This window comes from Nonomuraea sp. NPDC049141, from assembly GCF_040648415.1.
In the GTDB taxonomy this organism is placed as follows: Bacteria; Actinomycetota; Actinomycetes; order Streptosporangiales; family Streptosporangiaceae; genus Nonomuraea.
The window spans coordinates 144,132-160,959 of sequence record NZ_JBEZDR010000004.1 but is presented as its reverse complement, the minus strand read 5'-3'; the positions used below and the strand labels follow the sequence as shown (position 1 = coordinate 160,959).

The window sequence follows — 16,828 nt, the reverse complement described above, 5'->3', positions numbered from 1 at the left end:
CATGGAGATGAACCGTCGGCAGATGCTGGCCCTCGCGGTGGCGGCGGCGACCGCGCCCATACTGTCCGCCTGCGGCGACAACCGTCAGGCGAAGCAGGCGGCGGCCCCGGTCAAGTCGGGCGCCCAAGTGATCGACCCGAACCGACCGGCCAGCGATGACTGGCCCTTCGAGGAGGCCGAGCAGCTCAACAACTCGCTGACCTGGCCGAAGACGGACGTGCCCGACCCGGCGTCCAAGGTCGTGATCACGCTGGCGTTCACCACGGACGCCGTCACCGAGGTACGCAACGCGCAGTTCGACTTCTTCTTCAAAAAGCGCCACCCGAACATCGAGATCAAGCGCGAGTCGGCGCCGTTCGACCAGTTCCTCACCAAGTACATGGCGCAGGCCGCCGGCGGCTCGCTGCCCGACGTGCTCTACAACCACTACTCCTGGACGCAGAACCTCATCGCCAACAAGGTCCTGCAACCGCTGGACGACTACATCGCCAAGACGCCCGAGTTCGACATGAAGGACATCCCGCAGCGCGGGCTCGGCTACTTCAAGCGGGACGGCGCGCTGTACGGGCTGCCCACCGACATGGCGCCCAAGCTGCTCTTCTACAACAAGGACCTGTTCGACAAGGCCGGGCTGGACTACCCGGACGAGAGCTGGACGTGGGACAAGCTCTTCGAGACGGCCAAGAAGCTGACCAGCGGGTCGGGGGCGGAGAAGATCTACGGCGTCTCGCCGATGCCCAAGCCGGCGCCGGACCTGAGCTCGGTGTACCTGATGCCGTTCGGCGGGCGCTTCCTGGACGCGGCCGAGTCCAAGGTGATGATCACCGATCCGAAGGCCAGGGACGTCATGGCTCGCTGGATGGACCTGCTGCTCAAGGACAAGGCGGTGCCCAGCCTGGCCGAGCTGCAGCTGCTGGAGAAGGTCGATCCGTTCAAGTCCGGGCACGCGGCCCTGTTCCTCAACGGCGCGTGGGTCATGCTGGAGCTGTCCAAGCAGAAGGCGTTCAAGTGGGGCGCCACGCAGATGCCCAAGGGGCCGGAGGGCCGCACCACGCCGGCCGTCGGCAGCGCGCTGGTGATGGCGGCCTCGGCGCAGAACAAGGACGCCGCCTGGATCTACATGCACGAGTACCTGTCGGCCTCCGGCTACAAGTTCCGCCGGATCGCCGCGCCGGCCCGCCAGTCCGCGTGGGAGGACAACGCCAAGGCGCTCGGCATCCCGGCGGAGGAGGCGGAGCTGGTCAAGAAGATCATGGCCGACTACGCCTCGGACGACGGCGTGCTGCGGCTGCCGGCCAACAAGAAGGTCGTGGACACCGCCATACCGATCTGGGAGCGGGCGCAGCTCGGCAAGATCGGCGTGGACGACGCGTTGAAGGAGATGGCCGGCAAGGTCACGCCGGTCCTCAGCGAGAACAAGATCGCATGACCGCGGTGAGCGCCCGCGGCACTCTGGCCCGCAGGGAGGCGCGGCGCTTCTACCTGTTCACCTCTCCGTGGACGATCGGGTTCGTGCTCTTCAGCGTGGGCCCGATCCTGGCCGCGATCGTGCTCAGCTTCATGAAGTGGAACCTGCTCCAGTCGCCGACCTGGGTGGGCCTGGCCAACTACGAGCGCATGGTCAACGACCCCGAGTTCTGGGAGTCGATCGGGAACACCGTGGAGTACGGCCTGGGCGCGGTGACGCTCGGTGTGACGTTCACTTTCCTGCTGGCGCTGCTGCTCAACCAGCCGCTGCGCTTCCAGGGCCTGTTCCGTACCGTGATGTACCTGCCCTCGGTGGTGTCGGGCCTGGCCACCGCGCTGCTGTGGCTGAACATCCTGCACCCCGACTACGGCCTGATCAACAAGGTGCTGGCCTCGATCGGCATCCAGGGCCCCGGGTGGCTGGCCTCGCAGGAGTGGGCCATCCCCGGGCTCGTGCTGATGAGCGTGTGGGGCGCGGGCAACACGATCGTCATCTACCTGGCCGGCCTGCAGGGCATCCCGAAGACGCTCTACGAGGCGGCCGAGATCGACGGCGCCGGGTGGTGGCGCCGGTTCTGGAGCGTCACGGTGCCGATGATGTCGCCGGTCATCTTCTTCAACGTGGTGACCGGGTTCATCGCCGCGCTGCAGAGCTACGTGCTCATCCTCGTCATGACCGAGGGCGGCCCCGGCAACGCCACGATGGTGCTGGGCCTCTACATCTACCGGCACGCCTTCGTCTACTTCGACATGGGGTACGCGGCGACGCTGTCGTGGGCGATGTTCGTGCTGGTCATCGCCGTGACCGCGATCCAGTTCAGCCTGGCCAGGCGCTGGGTGCACTACGAGTTCAAGTGAGGTACGCCGATGCTCGTCGAGACCGCGGCCAGGCCCGCGCGCACCAGGCCGGGGCCGCCCCTGACCGTGGAGCAGGCCGATCGGATCAGGCGGATCCGGCGCACCGGCGCCTATGTCCTGCTCGCCGTCAGCTCGGCGGTGTTCCTGCTGCCGTTCCTGTGGATGCTGACGACCTCGCTGAAGTCCGACGCGGACAACCTGGCCTTCCCGCCGCAGTGGCTGCCTGACTCCTTCCACTTCGAGAACTACGTCAAGGGCTGGTCGGGCTCGTTGCCGTTCACGAGGTTCCTGGTGAACACCATCGTGATCACCGGGCTGTCCATGGCCGGCAACCTCCTCTCGTGCGTGCTGCCCGCCTACGCCTTCGCCAGGATGCGGGCACCGGCGGCCACCATCATGTTCGGCGCGCTGATGGCGACCATGATGATCCCCCGTGAGATCACCCTGGTGCCGAAGTTCATCATGTTCTCCAAGCTCGGCTGGGTGGACACCTATCTGCCGCTGATCGTGCCGGAGTTCTTCGGCGTGGCGCTCTACATCTTCCTGCTGCGGCAGTTCTTCACCACGATCCCGCAGGAGCTCATCGACGCCGCCCGCATCGACGGCGCCTCGGAGCTGCGCATCCTGTGGAGCGTCATGCTGCCGCTGGCCAGACCGGCGATCGCGGCGATCTGCCTGTTCTCCTTCGTCGGGAACTGGAACCAGTATCTGGAGAACTCCATCTACCTCCGGTCGGTGGACAAGATCACCCTCGCGCAGGGGCTGGGCATGTTCAGCGGCCAGTACGTCACCCAGTACAACCAGATGATGGCCGTCTCGATCATCTCTATGATGCCCATACTCATCGTCTTTTTCCTGGCACAGAAAACGTTCATCCGGGGCGTCACGCTCACCGGAATCGCTGGAAGGTAAGTTTTGAATTACGAACGTCAGCCGTACAGAAGGTGTGGCCGCAGCGGCCTGCAGCTCCCCGCGGTCTCGCTGGGCCTGTGGCACAACTTCGGCGGCGGAAAACCGCTCGACAGCCAGCGCGCGATCCTGCACAAGGCGCTCGACCTCGGCATCACCCACTTCGACATCGCCGACAGGTACGGCCCGCCGCTCGGGGCCGCCGAGTCGACGTTCGGCACGATCTTCCGCCAGGACCTGCGCGGGCACCGTGACGAGATCGTCGTCACCACCAAGGGCAGCAACCCCATGTGGGACGGCCCCTACGGCAAGGGCAACTCGCGCAAGCACCTGCTCGCCACGCTCGACCGCTCGCTGGACCGGCTCGGCCTCGACTTCGTGGACATCTTCTACCTGCACCGCGACGACGACGCCACGCCGCTGGAAGAGCAGGTGAGCACCCTCGACCACATGGTGCGCACCGGCCGCGTCCTCTATGTCGGGGTCTCCAACTTCTCCCCCGAACGTACGGCGGAGGCCGCCCGGCTGCTGCGCGACCTCGGCACCCCGCTGGTGGTGCACCAGCCGGTGTATTCGATGATCAAGCGGGGCATCGAGGAGTCGCTGCTGGGCGTGCTGGAGCGCGAGGGCATGGGCTGCGTCGTGTACTCGCCGCTGGCCCAGGGCCTGCTGACCGACCGCTACCTGAACGGCATCCCGGCCGACTCGCGGGCGGCCGAGGGCCGTTTCCTCACCGCCGACCGGGTCACGCCCGAGGTGCTGACGTTCGTCCGCGCGCTGGGCGAGCTCGCCTCGGCCCGCGGGCAGTCGGTGGCCCAGCTGGCGCTGGCGTGGGCGCTGCGGGACCCGCGCATCACGTCGGTACTGGTGGGCGCGTCGAGCCCCGAGCAGCTCGCGGCGAACGTCGCGGCCGTCGACCGGCTCGACTTCACCACTGACGAACTGGCCCAGATCGACCGGGCCATCAAGGAGGCGGGTGTCGATGCGTAGCAGCACACGGTGACTCCCTCACTCGCCCTCCCCCGGGTGGGCCTGGGCGGCGGACCCCTGGGGAACTACCTCCAGCCCATCTCCGACGCCCAGGCCCAGGCCGTGATCGACACGGCCTGGGCGGCCGGCATCCGCTACTTCGACACCGCCCCCTTCTACGGCCTCGGCCTGGCGGAGCGGCGCCTGGGCCGGGCGCTGCGCTCCCGCCCCCGGTCCGAATACCTCCTGTCCACCAAGGTCGGCCGGCTGGTCAAGCCCGGCTCCAACGGGTCGCGTGAGGCGAGCATCTTCGCGGTCCCCGACGATCACCATGTCGAGTGGGACTTCACCCGCGACGGCGTCCTGCGCAGCGTCGCGGACTCCCTGGACCGCCTCGGCCTGGACCGGATCGACATCCTGCTCATCCACGACCCCGACCGCCACTGGCCGCAGGCGCTGGACGAGGCCTACCCCGCCCTGGCGGACCTGCGCGCCCAGGGCGTGGTGCGGGCGATCGGCGTCGGCATGAACCAGTCGCGGATGCTCGTCGACTTCGTCAAGCACGCCGACCCCGACCTCCTGCTCGCCGCCAACCAGTGCACGCTGCTGCGCCGGTCGGCGTTCGAGGAGCTGTTACCCCTGTGCCAGGAGCGGGCCATCCCCGTCGTCGCGGCCAGCCTCCTGCACCGCGGTCAACTGACCGGCCCGCCCCCGGACGACGCCGCACCGGAGGTCCAGCGGATCGCCGCGGCGTGCCAGGAGCACGACGTCCCGCTGACGGCCGCGGCCCTGCGGTTCCCCCTCCAGCACCCGGCGGTCCACTCCATCCTGGTGGGCGCCCACGAACCAGCCCAGATCACCACCAACCTCGCCGCCCTGGACCACCCCATCCCCGACGCCCTCTGGCCGGCCCTCAGCCTCGATACACGAGCAGGTAGCGCCAGAACAGGAGACGGCGGATCACGGCTCCGGGCAGCAGCGTCGCCGCCTCCGCCTTGATCTCCGGCAAGGTCATCACCGCCTTGGCGACCACCATCTCTTCCTCTTTCGCACCAGTCCTCGACAGCAGGCGCGCGACCGCGTTCACCGGCACCGCGCACAAGCTCGTCGCGTAGTCCGCCGGCGTGCTCTCCCGATAGCAGCCGAGGATCGCCAGCACCCCACCGGGGGCGAGCGATCCACGCAACAGGCTCACCGTCTCGAACGGCACGTGGTGGATGCTCGCCAGACACGAGACGAAGTCGTACCGGCCGCTCGGCAGTTCGGCCAACGCGATGTCGGCCTGCTCGTACCGTACGGAACCCGGGATCGAGCGGGCCACCTCGATGGCTTCCAGGGACGAATCGATCGCGTCGACCTCGAGCCCCCGCCCGGCCAGGCGCCGAGCGAACCGGCCGGACCCACAACCCACATCCAGGGCGGTGCCTGCCCCTTCCGGAATCTGCTTGAGCAGAAGCGGATGATAGTGATCATTGTGATTGAACGCCATGACACGCGAAGCTATCGCCCAGGTCCGCCCGGCCGCAGCGTGATCCTGATCGCGGCGTACCGTTCCACCTGGGCGCGGCTGTACAGGAGCGGGAAGTACTCGCCCGACCTCCAGCGTTCCGCCAGATCCCGGTAGTGCGGGCTCCGCGGATCGCCGGACTGGCCGGGAGCGTTGACCGCGCGGGAGTTGTCCCACTGGCCGACGTCGAGCACCATCTTGAACGACGCTCCGGACGACTGCCGGTACGTGGCCGGGTCGTAGGTGGAGGCGTCCACCGTGTACGCCGAGCCGCCCCGGGGGAAGGGTCCCACGTTCGCGCCGACAGGGCCGGCGAACTCGGTGTACTGCAGCGCGCCCCACTTCCACACCCGCGGGTCGGCACCGAGCCGCCCGGCGACTTCGCGGTAGGCGGCGGCCAGTGTCGTGGCCAGCAGTTCGTCCCGCGTGGCCGTCCCTCCGGACCCGAACCAGCGTTCCGGGTTCTCCAGCGCGTCGACCAGCAGGCGGGCATCGGTGACCGGGATGAAGTCCGCCACCGTCGGCGGCAGCACCGCTCGGCGGAAGGCCGGCACGAGATGGCGCGAGAACCACGGCTCGAACAGGGCCGCCGCCGGCGAGTCCGCCTCCGCCGCCCCGTCGTAGGACCGGAGCAGCTCCAGCGCCCGCGTGGTGTCCGGATCCGTGCTGGTCAGGCCGGCGAGCACGCGTACGATCCGCTGGGCGGGCTTGGACACCTTGTCGGACTGCAGGCGGATCGAGTCCGCGACCGAACTGCGCGGGGTTGACGCGAGCACCTCGTCGATCCGCTGTTTGCGGTAGGGAGGATCCCACTCGAACCCCACCTGCACGGGATGATTCGCGGGCAGGTCGAACTCGTTCGCCGAGGTGACGAGTCCCCGGCGCGGATTGTAGGAGCGGGGCAGGCGGGCGCCGTCGTAGAAGCCGTCCCATTCGTAGCGGCCGTCGCCCGGGACGGGCAACAGGCCGTCGTAGCCGGTGCGCTTGGGAGTGAGGCCGCCAGGCACCCAACCAACATTGCCCGATTTATCGGCATAAACCTGGTTCTCCGGCGGCCCGCCCCAGGTGCTCATAGCCGTGGCGAACTCCGTGAAGTCGCGGGCGCCCATGTACGTCAGGCTGCCGAAGTACGGCGACGTGCCGGGCTCCAGCCAGGTGGTGCGCAGGGCGTACGCGAGGTTGCGCTGCCGGTCGATCTTGAGCAAGGGCCCGTGCCTGGTGAAGGGCAGCTCCACCTCGACCGGCGCGCTGCCCGCGACCGGCACCTGCTCGGTGGTCGTCTTGAAGCGCTCCCAGCCGTCGCCGTACCGGTACCTGCCCGGGTCGTCGGGGTCGAGCTGGTAGACGTAGAGGTCTTCCTGGTCGGTGCCGAAGATGGTCAGGCCGAACGCGACGGTGCCGTTGTGCCCGATCGATATCCCCGGAAGCGCGGGTTCACCGGCCCCGATGACATCGAGTCCGGGCGCCGACAGATGGGCCAGGTAGCGCAGAGAGGGCGCGGTCAGCGACCGGTGCGGGTCGCTGGCCAGGATGGGCCGGCCCGTGGCGGACCGGCCCGGCGAGATGGCCCAGGCGTTGCTGCCTTCGGCGCCCGCGGGGTCGGCGGGGGCCAGGCGTAACGCGCCGTTCTCGACGACCACGCCCCGGGTGGCCAGGTCGTACGTCCGCAACACGTCTACGGGCACGTCGCAGGGGTCGAGTCCCTTGGGCAGGGCGACGGTCCGTTCGGGTTCCAGCTGCCACAGGGATCCGGCGGCCTTGATTCCTCCCGCGCAGACAAGGAGCGATCGGAGGACCTCGCTGAAGACGTTCTTGGAGATGCCGTGGCTTCTGATCCGCACCACATCCTCCGGCCGCCAGAGCGCGGGCGCGTACCCGAGCTGCCGGAACTCGGGCGGCATGCTCTCCGGATTCGCCGCGAGCAACCGCACGTAGGCGTTGATGCCGTCGGTGAACCGGGTCGCGGCCTGTTTCGCTCCGGGGCCGTAGCTCGACCATTCCCGGTCCATGTCTCCGCGATAGAGGAACATCCTCGTCGCTTTGTCCTGCTCCACGTAGGCGGGGCCGAATACCGCCGACAGTTCGCCCAGGCCGCGGCGCCGCCAGAGGTCGATCTGGAACAGCCGGTCCCTGGCGGCGTTGAATCCCTGGGCGAGGAAGAGGTCGTCGGTGTTCCGCGCGTAGATGTGCGGCACACCCCACTGGTCCACCAGCAGCTCAACCGGCTGCCTGAGCCCCGGGACGTACTGCTCCGTGGCCTGCCGTGACTGCGCCGAGACAGACGGCGCCGTCAGGCTCACCATCAGTCCGGCGACCAGCGCCACCCCGGCACGCAGGCGTCTCCGCATGGCACAGCACCTCTCGTTCCCCTCGTCGACTTCCATGACAGGACGCCTGCGGTGATTTCGGCCAGCGAATTCGGGATATTCAGGGGGCGCGGAGGGGTCGGTTAGGGGGCTAAGCGCACGTCTTCTGCTCGACGTCACACAGCTTGACCGCGGGGAAACGCGAAGACGGCCCATTGAGCAGCGGCTGCGGCTTCCCGCGCAGGTGCTGGTCGAAGAACGCCGCCACGTACGTGCGGGTGATCTCCATGGAACGGGCAGGGGGCAGGGTGGTGTTCCGGTAGATGCCGATCTGTTCGCCCAGCACGGCGATGTCGGTGAACGAGACGTGCTCCGCCCCCGCCACCACGAGCCAGCGCTTCCACCCCGTCAGGTTCGGCCAGGCCTTGTCCCACGTGACGTCTCCGCCCGGGCTGTGTTTCGCCTGCGTGCCGAGGAAGAGGAACGGCCGCGACAACCCGCTCTCCGGAACGGGGACGAACGCGGTGCCGTCGATGTCGATCCCGGCGCGTACCCTCGAGTCCTTGAGCATGGCCCCCACAGCGCTCGCGCCGCCCGCCGAGTGACCGGCCATCGCGATCCTGGCCGGGTCGATCAGCTCGGCGCTCTTCCATTTGGAGTGTGCACGCGTCAGTTCGTCCAGCACAAAGGAGACGTCTGCCGCTCTGGTCGCCCCCACCTTGTCCCAGAATGTCTGGTCCTTCTTCTTGACCTCGCATGCCACACAGGTGGTGATCCGTCCGCCGGGGAAACTCGTCTCGGTCTCGTACGTGTGGCCGATGGAGACCACCGCGTACCCTCTGCTCGCCAGGTCCTCGGCCAGTGCGGTGAGCGAGCTCCGGGGCTCGGTGAAGCCGGTGGAGAGCACCACCAGCGGCAGGCTGCGCCTTTGACCTGCGGGTTTCGCGTCGGTGATCGCGTTGGTCCGCGTCTTGCTGAGCAGGTCGAGCGGGAGATCGGTTATTTCCCCGTCTTTCATGAGAAGTTCTGATTCTTTGGCCGTCATGTACGGGGCCGTCTTCCCACCGCGGGACTTCGCCGGGTACCACAGGGAGACCATGAGCTCCCTCGCCTTCACGCTGGGAACCCAGGGGTCGGCGCGGGAGGTGTCCTTGAGGTACAGGGACGTGGTGCCGACCGGCTGGGAGCCGGTCGGTTTGGGGAGGTACGGCGCGCCGTTTCGGAGGGACGCCAGACCGGCGGCGGCGGGCCTGGCGGAGTCGGGCCTGGCGGAGGTGGACGACGGCGTGCGCGAGGGGCTGGCGGACCGGTCCGGCCCGGCTGCCGACGCGGGGGCGCAGGAGGTGGCGGCCACGAAGGCGAGCAGCGCCGCGACGGCGGTGGCGCCCCGGTGCGTTGTTCTCCGCGCGATCACATGACCCATGAACTGTCGTCCTTCCTGATCGGAGCGGCCGCCTCGATGGAGTCTCCACGGAGTCTCGACGGGCGGCCGATGGCAGCAAGCAAGCTATGCGCGCGGGAGATTCGCCCGCGTCGGCTGTCCTGTTGATATCGGCCCCTTCTTGAGGACGACCGCCGGCCGTGTCATCCCTGCGATGTACTCCTGGGGGACGCCGGGCCCGGTCACCGAGGCTGACGCGGGACGTACCGTGCAGTCGGGACAATGCATCAGTGACAGTGAGCGAACGACGTGGATGGTGGCAGGTTGGGCTGGATGCGCTGCGCCCTGAGCGGGAACCCGCCCGGCCCTCGCGCCGGTCCCTCCTCGCCGACCTGCTGCTCGCGATCGTCCTGACGGTGGTCGCGGTGGCCGCGACGGCGAGCACGACAGACGGTGGTCCCGGCCGCGTCGACGTGCGGCAACACCCCTTGATGGAGCCCTTGCGACTGCGGCCCGCTCCTCAGCCACGAAGCAGCGAGGTCCGGCCTGACAGGCTGGTACGGCCGGTCAATCCCTCCGCCGACGACTCGGAAGGTTCGGGCCCGTTTCCGCTCCTGGTGGTCCTGACCGCGTTGCCGCTGGCGGTACGGCGGCTGTATCCGCTGACCACCTTCTGGGTGGTGCTGGTCGCGGCGTTGGCCACCTCCGACGACGCGACCTGGATCACCGTGCTGACGTTCGCCATCGCCGCCTATGGCGCCGTGGCCCACAGCCGTCACCGGGCGCTGGCGATGGGCGGCCTCGTCCTCGCGACCGTCCTGGCCGGCGCGGCCTTCCAGGACTCCGTACCACCGTTGCCGAGCTGGCTGGGGCCGTTGGTGGTGGTGCTGAGCGCTGGAGTCGCCGCGAGTTCCGGCCGGTTCTGGAGGCAGCGGCTCGACGCCGGCCGTCACCGGTTCGCCGCACTCCAGCAGGCTCAGGAAGAGGCCATGCGCAAGGCCGTCGAGGTGGAGCGCGCCCGGATCGCCGCCGAACTCCACGACGTCGTCACCCACAATGTGAACGTGATGGTGATCCAGGCCGGAGCGGCGCGCAAGGTGATGGACACGGCCCCGGCCCAGTCGAAGCAGGCCATGCTGGCGGTCGAAGCCGGCGGCCGGGCCGCCATGGCCGAACTACGCCACGTCATGGGCCTGCTCGCCGGTCCGGAAAGCGCGCGGGCGGGCGCGGACGGACTCGAACCCCAACCAGGGCTCGACCAGCTTGACTCCTTGATCAAACGGGTTCGCGCAGCCGGAGTTCCGGTCAGCGTCGAGGTCGCTCCACCGCCCGGCCCGCTGCCGCCGGGGGTGGATTTGGCCGCGTACCGCGTCGTACAGGAGGCCTTGACCAACACGATCAAGCACGCGGCCGGCGCGACGGCGTCCGTCACGATCGGCCACAGCGGCGACTGGCTGGAGATCGAGGTCACCGACACCGGCGGCGGGCAGGCGATCGAACTCGCCGACACCGGCGGCCAGCAGACGATCGGGGTCACCGACAGCGGCGGTCGGCAGATGACGCGCGCCGGAGACGGCCAGGGCAGGGGCCTGATCGGGCTACGCGAGCGGCTCGCGCTCTACGGCGGCACCCTGCGGGCGGGACCGAGGAGCGGCGGCGGCTACCAGATCAAGGCGAGGGTTCCATGGACGTGAGCAGGCCACTGCGCGTGGTCATCGCCGACGACCAGGCGCTGGTACGCAGCGGCTTCGGGATGATCCTCGCCGCCGACGGCATCGAGGTGGCGGCCGAGGCGGCCAACGGCGCCGAAGCCGTCGCCGCCGTCCGGCGCACCCGGCCCGACGTCGTGCTCATGGACATCCGGATGCCGGAGATGGACGGCCTCGAAGCCACCCGGCAGATCATGGCAGGCGCCACGGACGAGACCCGCGTCCTCATCCTGACCACCTACGACCTCGATCACTACGTCTACGCCGCGCTCACCATGGGGGCCAGTGCGTTCCTGCTCAAGGACGTCACGCCCGAGCACCTGGTAGCCGCGGTACGCCTGGTCCGCGCGGGCGACGCCCTGCTCGCCCCGACGATCACCCGCCGCCTGGTCGAACGGTTCGCCCGCCGCGACGAGGCCAGGGCGGCCGTCCACCGCGACCTGTCGGAGCTGACGCCCCGGGAACTGGAGGTGCTGCGCCTGCTCGCCACCGGACTGAGCAACGCCGAACTCGCCGAACGACTGAGCCTCAGCCAGACGACGGTGAAGACCCACGTCGCTCGCATCCTGTCCAAGCTCGGCCTCAGGGACCGGGTTCAGGCGGTCGTGCTCGCGTACGAGACCGGGTTGATCACCCCGGGCTCGGAACGCCCCTCAACTCCTCAAGCATGACGGACGAATCGAACTGCCCACCCCGCACACCATCCAGGAAAGCGTCCCATTCCGGGATCGTGAACACCTGCGGCTCACGATCCCGATTCTTGGTGTCACGAACGAGAACGACGAACTCCTCGCCGGCCTTGTTGGTGACTCCTGCGTCGCGGCCACGCACGACGGCGACCTCTACGCAGTCGCCGCCGTTGTTACCGCTCCGAGTGCTCTTGCGCCAGATTGCGGCGTTTAGGTCCACGATGGGCTTTCCCTCACTGCAGTCCTCACGCTAACCCTGCCCGCACTGCGTGGAGCACGGCGATCGTCTCACCAGGACCGAGCGCGCGGACGCGAAGATCATCGAGCATTAGGCGATATCGCTCCACTTCGTGCGTCTTCTGCAGGTAGATACCCCCGATCTGCTGCTCTAGATACACTTTGTCGGGATCTTCGGGCGTCGGAAACTTCAAGAGGTTGAACGAGCCGTGCATGGCACTGTGCTCGCCACTCGTGAACGGAAGGACCTGCAGGGTCACGTTGCGGAGTTGCGCGACCTTGATCAGGTGCTCGACCTGTTCACGCATGACATTGGGCCCACCTACCGTGCGGCGGATAACAGCCTCATTCAGCACAAGCCAGACATTGAGCGGGTTCTTCTCGGTGAGTCGGGCTTGGCGGTTCACTCGAACCTGGACCTGGCTGTCGACCTCGACGTCGGAGTCGGGCTCGGGCGCAGTGGACATGATCGATCGCGCGTAGCCTTCGGTCTGCGGATTCCGGGAACGAGTTCCGACTGGTAGCCGAAGACATGCGAGGCAGATGCCTCCAGCACCACATAGACCTGGAACCACTCCGGGATGGCTCCCGAATATTGATGCCACCAGTCCGGCTCGCCCGCGAGGCGACCAAGCTCGGCGATCACCTCCGCCTGCTTCTCCTCAGTCTCATAAAGCTTGAGAAGGCGTTTGACGTCGCGCTGCAAGACGCGGCTTTTGTCGTTCTCGATCCGATATAGCTTGCTTTCCGCCCAGCCCATCTCCTCGGCGACGGCCTCTTGACTCATGCCCGCATTGTCACGCTGAGCCCGAAGCTCCCTGGCCAGATGCGTGCTGGCAACGGTGGGGATGTGAGCGGGCAGTTCCTGGGCGAGATCGTGTTGCCGGGGGTGGAGCGTTCGGTGTCGCTTGCCCTTCGGTGTGTCGCAGAGATCCTGACGGCCGCCGGGCACATGGACACCGACGATGTGCGGCTGGTGATCAGCGAGCTCGTCAGGTGCGAGAAGCCGAGGTCGGTGACTGCGGCGGGCGCGGGTTGTGGTTGGTCGAGGCGTTCGCGGCCCGGTGGGGCGTACGGGATGAGGGCTCGGGCCGGCAGGTGGTGTGGGTGGAGATACCCGCGAAGGACGGCGTCCAGGGAATTCGTCAATCGCGGGCGCCTCGCCGCACAGGCTGACCCCTCTGATCACGCCGTCGAGGTACGGCCCGCGTTCTCGCCGGGCAGATCCGCCAGCCGGTCGCGCAGCAGCGCGTGCCTGAACTGGTAAAACGGGCCGAACCGGCGCAGTACCCCGCGGTCGTGGGCGTCGTCGAGAAACTTCATGAGCCGTAGCGGCAGCCCGTGACGGTACAGCCACAGTCTGGTCTGAGCGAAGCGACCCGCCGCGCTGCCGAACCAGCCGGTGAGCCCGAGGGCGAGCCCCATAGTGGCCGCGCCCGCCGCGCCGCCGATCTCGGGAAACGACCGCATGATGGCCCAGCCCACCACCGCGCTCAACCCGCCGGCTTCCACGGCGTGGACAAAGGCGGCCCGCCGGTCGTCACGCAGCGCCCTGCGCGGCGTTACCACGTCGATCGCGGCGCCGCCGTTGAGGCTGAGTGTGTTGGTGACCGGACCGCCCAGGGCCACGCACACACCCAGGACCAGCGCGGTCCCTAGGTCGGCCAGCGCCCAGAACAGCAGCGTCACGGGCACGGCGAACACGATCGTGCTCATGCACTGCGCGACCGTGGGCCGCTGGAGCCCGAGGCGACGCGGCTCACCGTCGGCCAACGCCCGTTCAGTGCCGAATATCAGCCCACCCGCCACCAGCCCGACGGCGCCGCACGCCAGGCCGTACCAGAGGCTGCCGGTGATCGGCGTGACCGCCGCGGTGATCGAGGCGGCGATAACGAGCTTGTCGATGGCGGTCAAGCCCGGCACGATGCGGTAGAGCCGCCACCAGGCCAGGTCGTTGCTCTGGCGCCCGGCCAGGTAACCGGCCAGCCAGCGCAGTGTGCGCTCGGCGCTGACCGGATCCCAATGATGGCCGCGCCGCACCCCTGAAGCACGCCCGTGGCTGCGATAGGCGGCGGTGAGGTAACTGTCCAGAAGGTGGTTCTCGATCTCGGCTGGACTGGAGAAGCCAAGCAACCTGGCTGGGTCAGGTGGCGGAGCATCGCGGCTGGTCGTCCTGGGCGGGTTGTAGTACTCGCGGGCCAGAGACACCATGATCGGCGTACACAGTGCCTCAGTCAGCGGGGTGTGCCGACTGGACAGCAGCGTGTCTGTGACTCGGTCCCAGCGTGCCGGGTCGCCCGTGGTCTGGGTCAGGTATTCGGCCGCCACGGCTGGGTCCACGTCGGCCATCTCCACGACGGCGCAGCCGTGCAGGCGTACGGCGCCTGCCTGCGCCGAGGTCATGGCCCGGTAGTCGGCGCTCCGGCAGGTGACCACGTACGGCTGGCCGGGCCCGAGCCTGTTCACCCGGTCGACCGCCACACCTATGGCTGCGGCGGGGATCTCGTCGAGGCCGTCCAGCACGAGCACCAGCAGCCCCGCGTCGAGTAGCGCTTTGGCCCTGCTCGGCCCACCATCGGCGACGGGGGCGCGCAGGCCCGCGTAGGTGAGCTCAAGCCGGCGGACGGCCCAGTCGGCGCAGTCAAGGGCCTCAGGATCCCACGAGGCCACCGACAGCAGCACCGGCAGCGGCCCGCCCGGCCGCCTGCGGGTCAGCAGACTCTGCACGAGATGAACGGCCAGCACGGTCTTGCCCGACCCGCCCCTGCCTAAGATCACCAGCTTGCCGGTGGGCACCCGGGAGAAGACGCGCGCGATGTCACCCGCGTCGCCGGCCAGGTCGGCGAAGCCTCTGCCCCAGTGGCGCGAGGAGGCCTCAGCCGCCGCCTTCACCAGGCCGGTCCACGAGCCGCTCAGTTCGGCAACCGGGTGGTAGGACGGATGCAGCGGCTCGCCGACCGACCAGTGCTCGGCCTCCAGCCGCCACTGGGCGCGCACGATACCGGCCAGCGCGTCGGCCACCTGGGCGAGTGTGAGTGGGGAACCGGCCTTGGCCACGCGGTAGGAGCGCACGGTGTACAGAGCCGAGACCACGGCCGCCACGAAGGTGACGACGAATACCACGGCGTTCATGGGCTTGTCCCACGCGGTGCCGAGCACCCCGAGGACGACGGACGCGGCTACGAGAGCCGCTGTGACGAGGATCCCCAGAAGCCCGCGCCCTGACATGCGTCCATGGTGACAGCCCTGGTCGCACCGTGGGAGCGAGTCAAAGTAACAAGCGGAGTGGCAACCGAGTTCCGCGGGTCACGCCGAAAGGTCCGCGAACTCCGGGACGAGAATCTCCCGAAGCGCACGGACCCATCACCGGCGAGGCTAGCGTCGCACGTGCACCGGTACGCCCTTGCCGAGCAGGCCGGGCAGCTCGACCGCCACGTTCATCGGCATCCGCACGCACCCGTGAGACGCCGGGTACAGCGGCACCGACAGCGCGCCGTGGAACGCGATGCCGCCGTTGAAGAAGATCGGGTTGTACAGCTGGCCCAGGTACGACCGGTGCCAGCCCTTCGCGCGCCACGTGGTCTTGAAGTCGCCTGTGGGCGTGCTGGCCGAGCCGCAGAAGCGCTGCTTCTTGCCCTGCCACGTCGCCGTCTCGCAGTAGGGGACGCCGCTGCCGGAGGAGATGTGGGTGATCAGCTTCACCTGGCCGCCGACGTACAGGACCATGATCTGCTTGGTTAGGTTGACCTCGGCGCGGGTCGGCTGGCCGTTCTTTACCAGGATCTTGGGGGTCCTGGGGTTCTCCAGCGCGGTCCACGTGCGCTTGGCGATCGTGCTGGTCGGCCTGATGCCGTTGACCTTCTGGAACGCCCACACGGCCGTCAGCGTCGAACCGCCGTAGCGACCGTCGGCCTTGCCCGGGCGGTAACCGAGCCCCTTGAGCCGGTTCTGCAGCCACATGACCGCTTCGCCCTTGGCACCCAGCTTGAGCTGCTTCTTCGGCGCGGCGACGGCACTTGGTCCCGCCGTGGCGGCCGCCACTGGAGGCGTCGCACTGGGTGTTGCCGCAGCGGGCGTGGCCGCGGTGGGTGTTGTCGTGATGGACGTGATGGCGGGCGCGGCGGCCAGCCGCACCTGGGTCGCGGACGTGCCGCACCCCGTCAGGAGTACCGCACCAGTCGTCAAGAGAGCAGCCACGCCGGGCAGCCGTCGGTCCCCCACCCCGTACCACCTCTCATACCATGAACATTCGAATCAAAGGACCCTACACCACCACCATGTCCAGGTAATGCAATGGTCAATCTGTTTAGAGTGTGCCCATGTCTGAGAAGTTGCCGGCTAACGCCGTTCTGGTGGAAACCGCCCTCCGCGCGCTGGACGCCAAGGGAGAAATCATCGTCTTGCCGGAAAAGGCGCCCACTGCGGCCACCGCCGCCGCGCAGGTCGGCTGCGAGGTCGGCGCCATCGCCAACAGCCTCATCTTCGACGCCGACGGCGCGCCGCTCCTCGTGCTGACCAGCGGTGCGCACCGCGTCGACGTCGAGTTGATCGCCCGTACGGCGGGGGTCCAGAAGGTACGGCGGGCGACACCGGAGTTCGTCAGGGCCGCGACGGGCCAGCCGATCGGCGGCGTCGCGCCCGTGGGGCATCCTGCCCCGGTGCGGACCCTCGTGGACAACTGGCTGGACAAGCACGAGGTCGTGTGGGCGGCGGGCGGGCACCCGCTCACTGTCTTTCCCACCACATTCGATGAGCTGGTGCGTATCACCGGTGGTACCCCCGTCGACGTCGAGTAG

The 16,828-nt window shown here is 68.6% G+C and carries 16 protein-coding genes; 8 read left to right on the top strand and 8 right to left on the bottom strand.

From position 1 onward, the window contains the following. Positions 1-7: 7 nt before the first annotated feature. The 5 genes from AB0B91_RS13035 to AB0B91_RS13015 are packed head-to-tail and all read left to right on the top strand — an operon-like array spanning position 8 to position 5,202. Positions 8-1,429 carry a sugar ABC transporter substrate-binding protein gene (locus tag AB0B91_RS13035; RefSeq protein ID WP_358318491.1) on the top strand — a complete coding sequence of 474 codons (1,422 nt, stop codon included), beginning with the start codon at positions 8-10 and terminating at the stop codon, positions 1,427-1,429. Further along, the gene (locus AB0B91_RS13030) at positions 1,426-2,325 is read left to right on the top strand and encodes a sugar ABC transporter permease (protein ID WP_358318490.1); all 900 of its coding nucleotides are present in this window, start codon (positions 1,426-1,428) and stop codon (positions 2,323-2,325) included. Before AB0B91_RS13035 ends, AB0B91_RS13030 begins: the two co-directional genes overlap by 4 nt. Before the next feature lie 9 nt (positions 2,326-2,334). Beyond that, positions 2,335-3,237 (top strand): carbohydrate ABC transporter permease, encoded by a 903-nt coding sequence (locus AB0B91_RS13025; protein WP_358318489.1) that lies wholly within the window; start codon positions 2,335-2,337, stop codon positions 3,235-3,237. A gap of 3 nt (positions 3,238-3,240) precedes the next feature. After that, a complete protein-coding gene (locus AB0B91_RS13020) occupies positions 3,241-4,224 on the top strand; it encodes an aldo/keto reductase (RefSeq protein WP_358318488.1) in 984 nt (327 codons plus the stop codon). A 9-nt stretch (positions 4,225-4,233) separates the two neighbouring features. Then, a complete protein-coding gene (locus AB0B91_RS13015) occupies positions 4,234-5,202 on the top strand; it encodes an aldo/keto reductase (protein WP_358318487.1) in 969 nt (322 codons plus the stop codon). On the opposite strand, the gene AB0B91_RS13010 is transcribed toward AB0B91_RS13015, so the two are convergent. The 3 genes from AB0B91_RS13010 to AB0B91_RS13000 all read right to left on the bottom strand — a co-directional run bounded on the left by AB0B91_RS13010 (position 5,117) and on the right by AB0B91_RS13000 (position 9,439). Continuing rightward, a complete protein-coding gene (locus AB0B91_RS13010) occupies positions 5,117-5,692 on the bottom strand; it encodes a class I SAM-dependent methyltransferase (RefSeq protein WP_358318486.1) in 576 nt (191 codons plus the stop codon). The genes AB0B91_RS13015 and AB0B91_RS13010 overlap by 86 nt on opposite strands. Before the next feature lie 11 nt (positions 5,693-5,703). Further along, the gene (locus tag AB0B91_RS13005) at positions 5,704-8,058 is read right to left on the bottom strand and encodes a penicillin acylase family protein (RefSeq protein ID WP_358318485.1); all 2,355 of its coding nucleotides are present in this window, start codon (positions 8,056-8,058) and stop codon (positions 5,704-5,706) included. Positions 8,059-8,167: 109 nt separating this feature from the next. Beyond that, the gene (locus tag AB0B91_RS13000; RefSeq protein WP_358318484.1) at positions 8,168-9,439 is read right to left on the bottom strand and encodes an alpha/beta hydrolase; all 1,272 of its coding nucleotides are present in this window, start codon (positions 9,437-9,439) and stop codon (positions 8,168-8,170) included. Between the two features lie 254 nt (positions 9,440-9,693). On the opposite strand from AB0B91_RS13000, the gene AB0B91_RS12995 reads away from it, so the two are divergent. Beyond that, entirely contained in the window at positions 9,694-11,091 is a 1,398-nt protein-coding gene (locus AB0B91_RS12995) for a histidine kinase (RefSeq protein ID WP_358318483.1), read from the top strand. Continuing rightward, positions 11,088-11,777 carry a response regulator transcription factor gene (locus tag AB0B91_RS12990; protein WP_358318482.1) on the top strand — a complete coding sequence of 230 codons (690 nt, stop codon included), beginning with the start codon at positions 11,088-11,090 and terminating at the stop codon, positions 11,775-11,777. Before AB0B91_RS12995 ends, AB0B91_RS12990 begins: the two co-directional genes overlap by 4 nt. On the opposite strand, the gene AB0B91_RS12985 is transcribed toward AB0B91_RS12990, so the two are convergent. The 5 genes from AB0B91_RS12985 to AB0B91_RS12965 form a co-directional block, all read right to left on the bottom strand. Further along, positions 11,737-12,015 (bottom strand): DUF397 domain-containing protein, encoded by a 279-nt coding sequence (locus AB0B91_RS12985; protein ID WP_358318481.1) that lies wholly within the window; start codon positions 12,013-12,015, stop codon positions 11,737-11,739. The two genes, AB0B91_RS12990 and AB0B91_RS12985, sit on opposite strands and share 41 nt — an antisense overlap. Before the next feature lie 25 nt (positions 12,016-12,040). Continuing rightward, entirely contained in the window at positions 12,041-12,499 is a 459-nt protein-coding gene (locus tag AB0B91_RS12980; RefSeq protein WP_358318480.1) for a DUF5753 domain-containing protein, read from the bottom strand. Then, positions 12,436-12,984, bottom strand: coding sequence for a helix-turn-helix transcriptional regulator (locus AB0B91_RS12975; protein WP_358318479.1), 549 nt, complete (start codon positions 12,982-12,984; stop codon positions 12,436-12,438). Before AB0B91_RS12975 ends, AB0B91_RS12980 begins: the two co-directional genes overlap by 64 nt. A 233-nt stretch (positions 12,985-13,217) precedes the next feature. Next, positions 13,218-15,260: a hypothetical protein gene (locus tag AB0B91_RS12970; protein ID WP_358318478.1), complete on the bottom strand. Its 2,043-nt coding sequence runs from the start codon at positions 15,258-15,260 to the stop codon at positions 13,218-13,220. A gap of 147 nt (positions 15,261-15,407) precedes the next feature. Beyond that, entirely contained in the window at positions 15,408-16,253 is an 846-nt protein-coding gene (locus tag AB0B91_RS12965; protein ID WP_358318477.1) for a L,D-transpeptidase family protein, read from the bottom strand. 98 nt (positions 16,254-16,351) lie between these two features. On the opposite strand from AB0B91_RS12965, the gene AB0B91_RS12960 reads away from it, so the two are divergent. Continuing rightward, a complete protein-coding gene (locus AB0B91_RS12960) occupies positions 16,352-16,828 on the top strand; it encodes a YbaK/EbsC family protein (RefSeq protein ID WP_358318476.1) in 477 nt (158 codons plus the stop codon).

Bases quoted from the DNA above. Each gene is read 5' to 3' on its own strand.
- AB0B91_RS13035 (WP_358318491.1), top strand. From the start codon at position 8: ATGAACCGTCGGCAGATGCTGGCCCTCGCGGTGGCGGCGGCGACCGCG.
- AB0B91_RS13030 (WP_358318490.1), top strand. From the start codon at position 1,426: ATGACCGCGGTGAGCGCCCGCGGCACTCTGGCCCGCAGGGAGGCGCGG.
- AB0B91_RS13025 (WP_358318489.1), top strand. From the start codon at position 2,335: ATGCTCGTCGAGACCGCGGCCAGGCCCGCGCGCACCAGGCCGGGGCCG.
- AB0B91_RS13010 (WP_358318486.1), bottom strand. From the start codon at position 5,692: ATGGCGTTCAATCACAATGATCACTATCATCCGCTTCTGCTCAAGCAG.
- AB0B91_RS13005 (WP_358318485.1), bottom strand. From the start codon at position 8,058: ATGCGGAGACGCCTGCGTGCCGGGGTGGCGCTGGTCGCCGGACTGATG.
- AB0B91_RS13000 (WP_358318484.1), bottom strand. From the start codon at position 9,439: ATGGGTCATGTGATCGCGCGGAGAACAACGCACCGGGGCGCCACCGCC.
- AB0B91_RS12980 (WP_358318480.1), bottom strand. From the start codon at position 12,499: ATGTCCACTGCGCCCGAGCCCGACTCCGACGTCGAGGTCGACAGCCAG.
- AB0B91_RS12970 (WP_358318478.1), bottom strand. From the start codon at position 15,260: ATGTCAGGGCGCGGGCTTCTGGGGATCCTCGTCACAGCGGCTCTCGTA.
- AB0B91_RS12960 (WP_358318476.1), top strand. From the start codon at position 16,352: ATGTCTGAGAAGTTGCCGGCTAACGCCGTTCTGGTGGAAACCGCCCTC.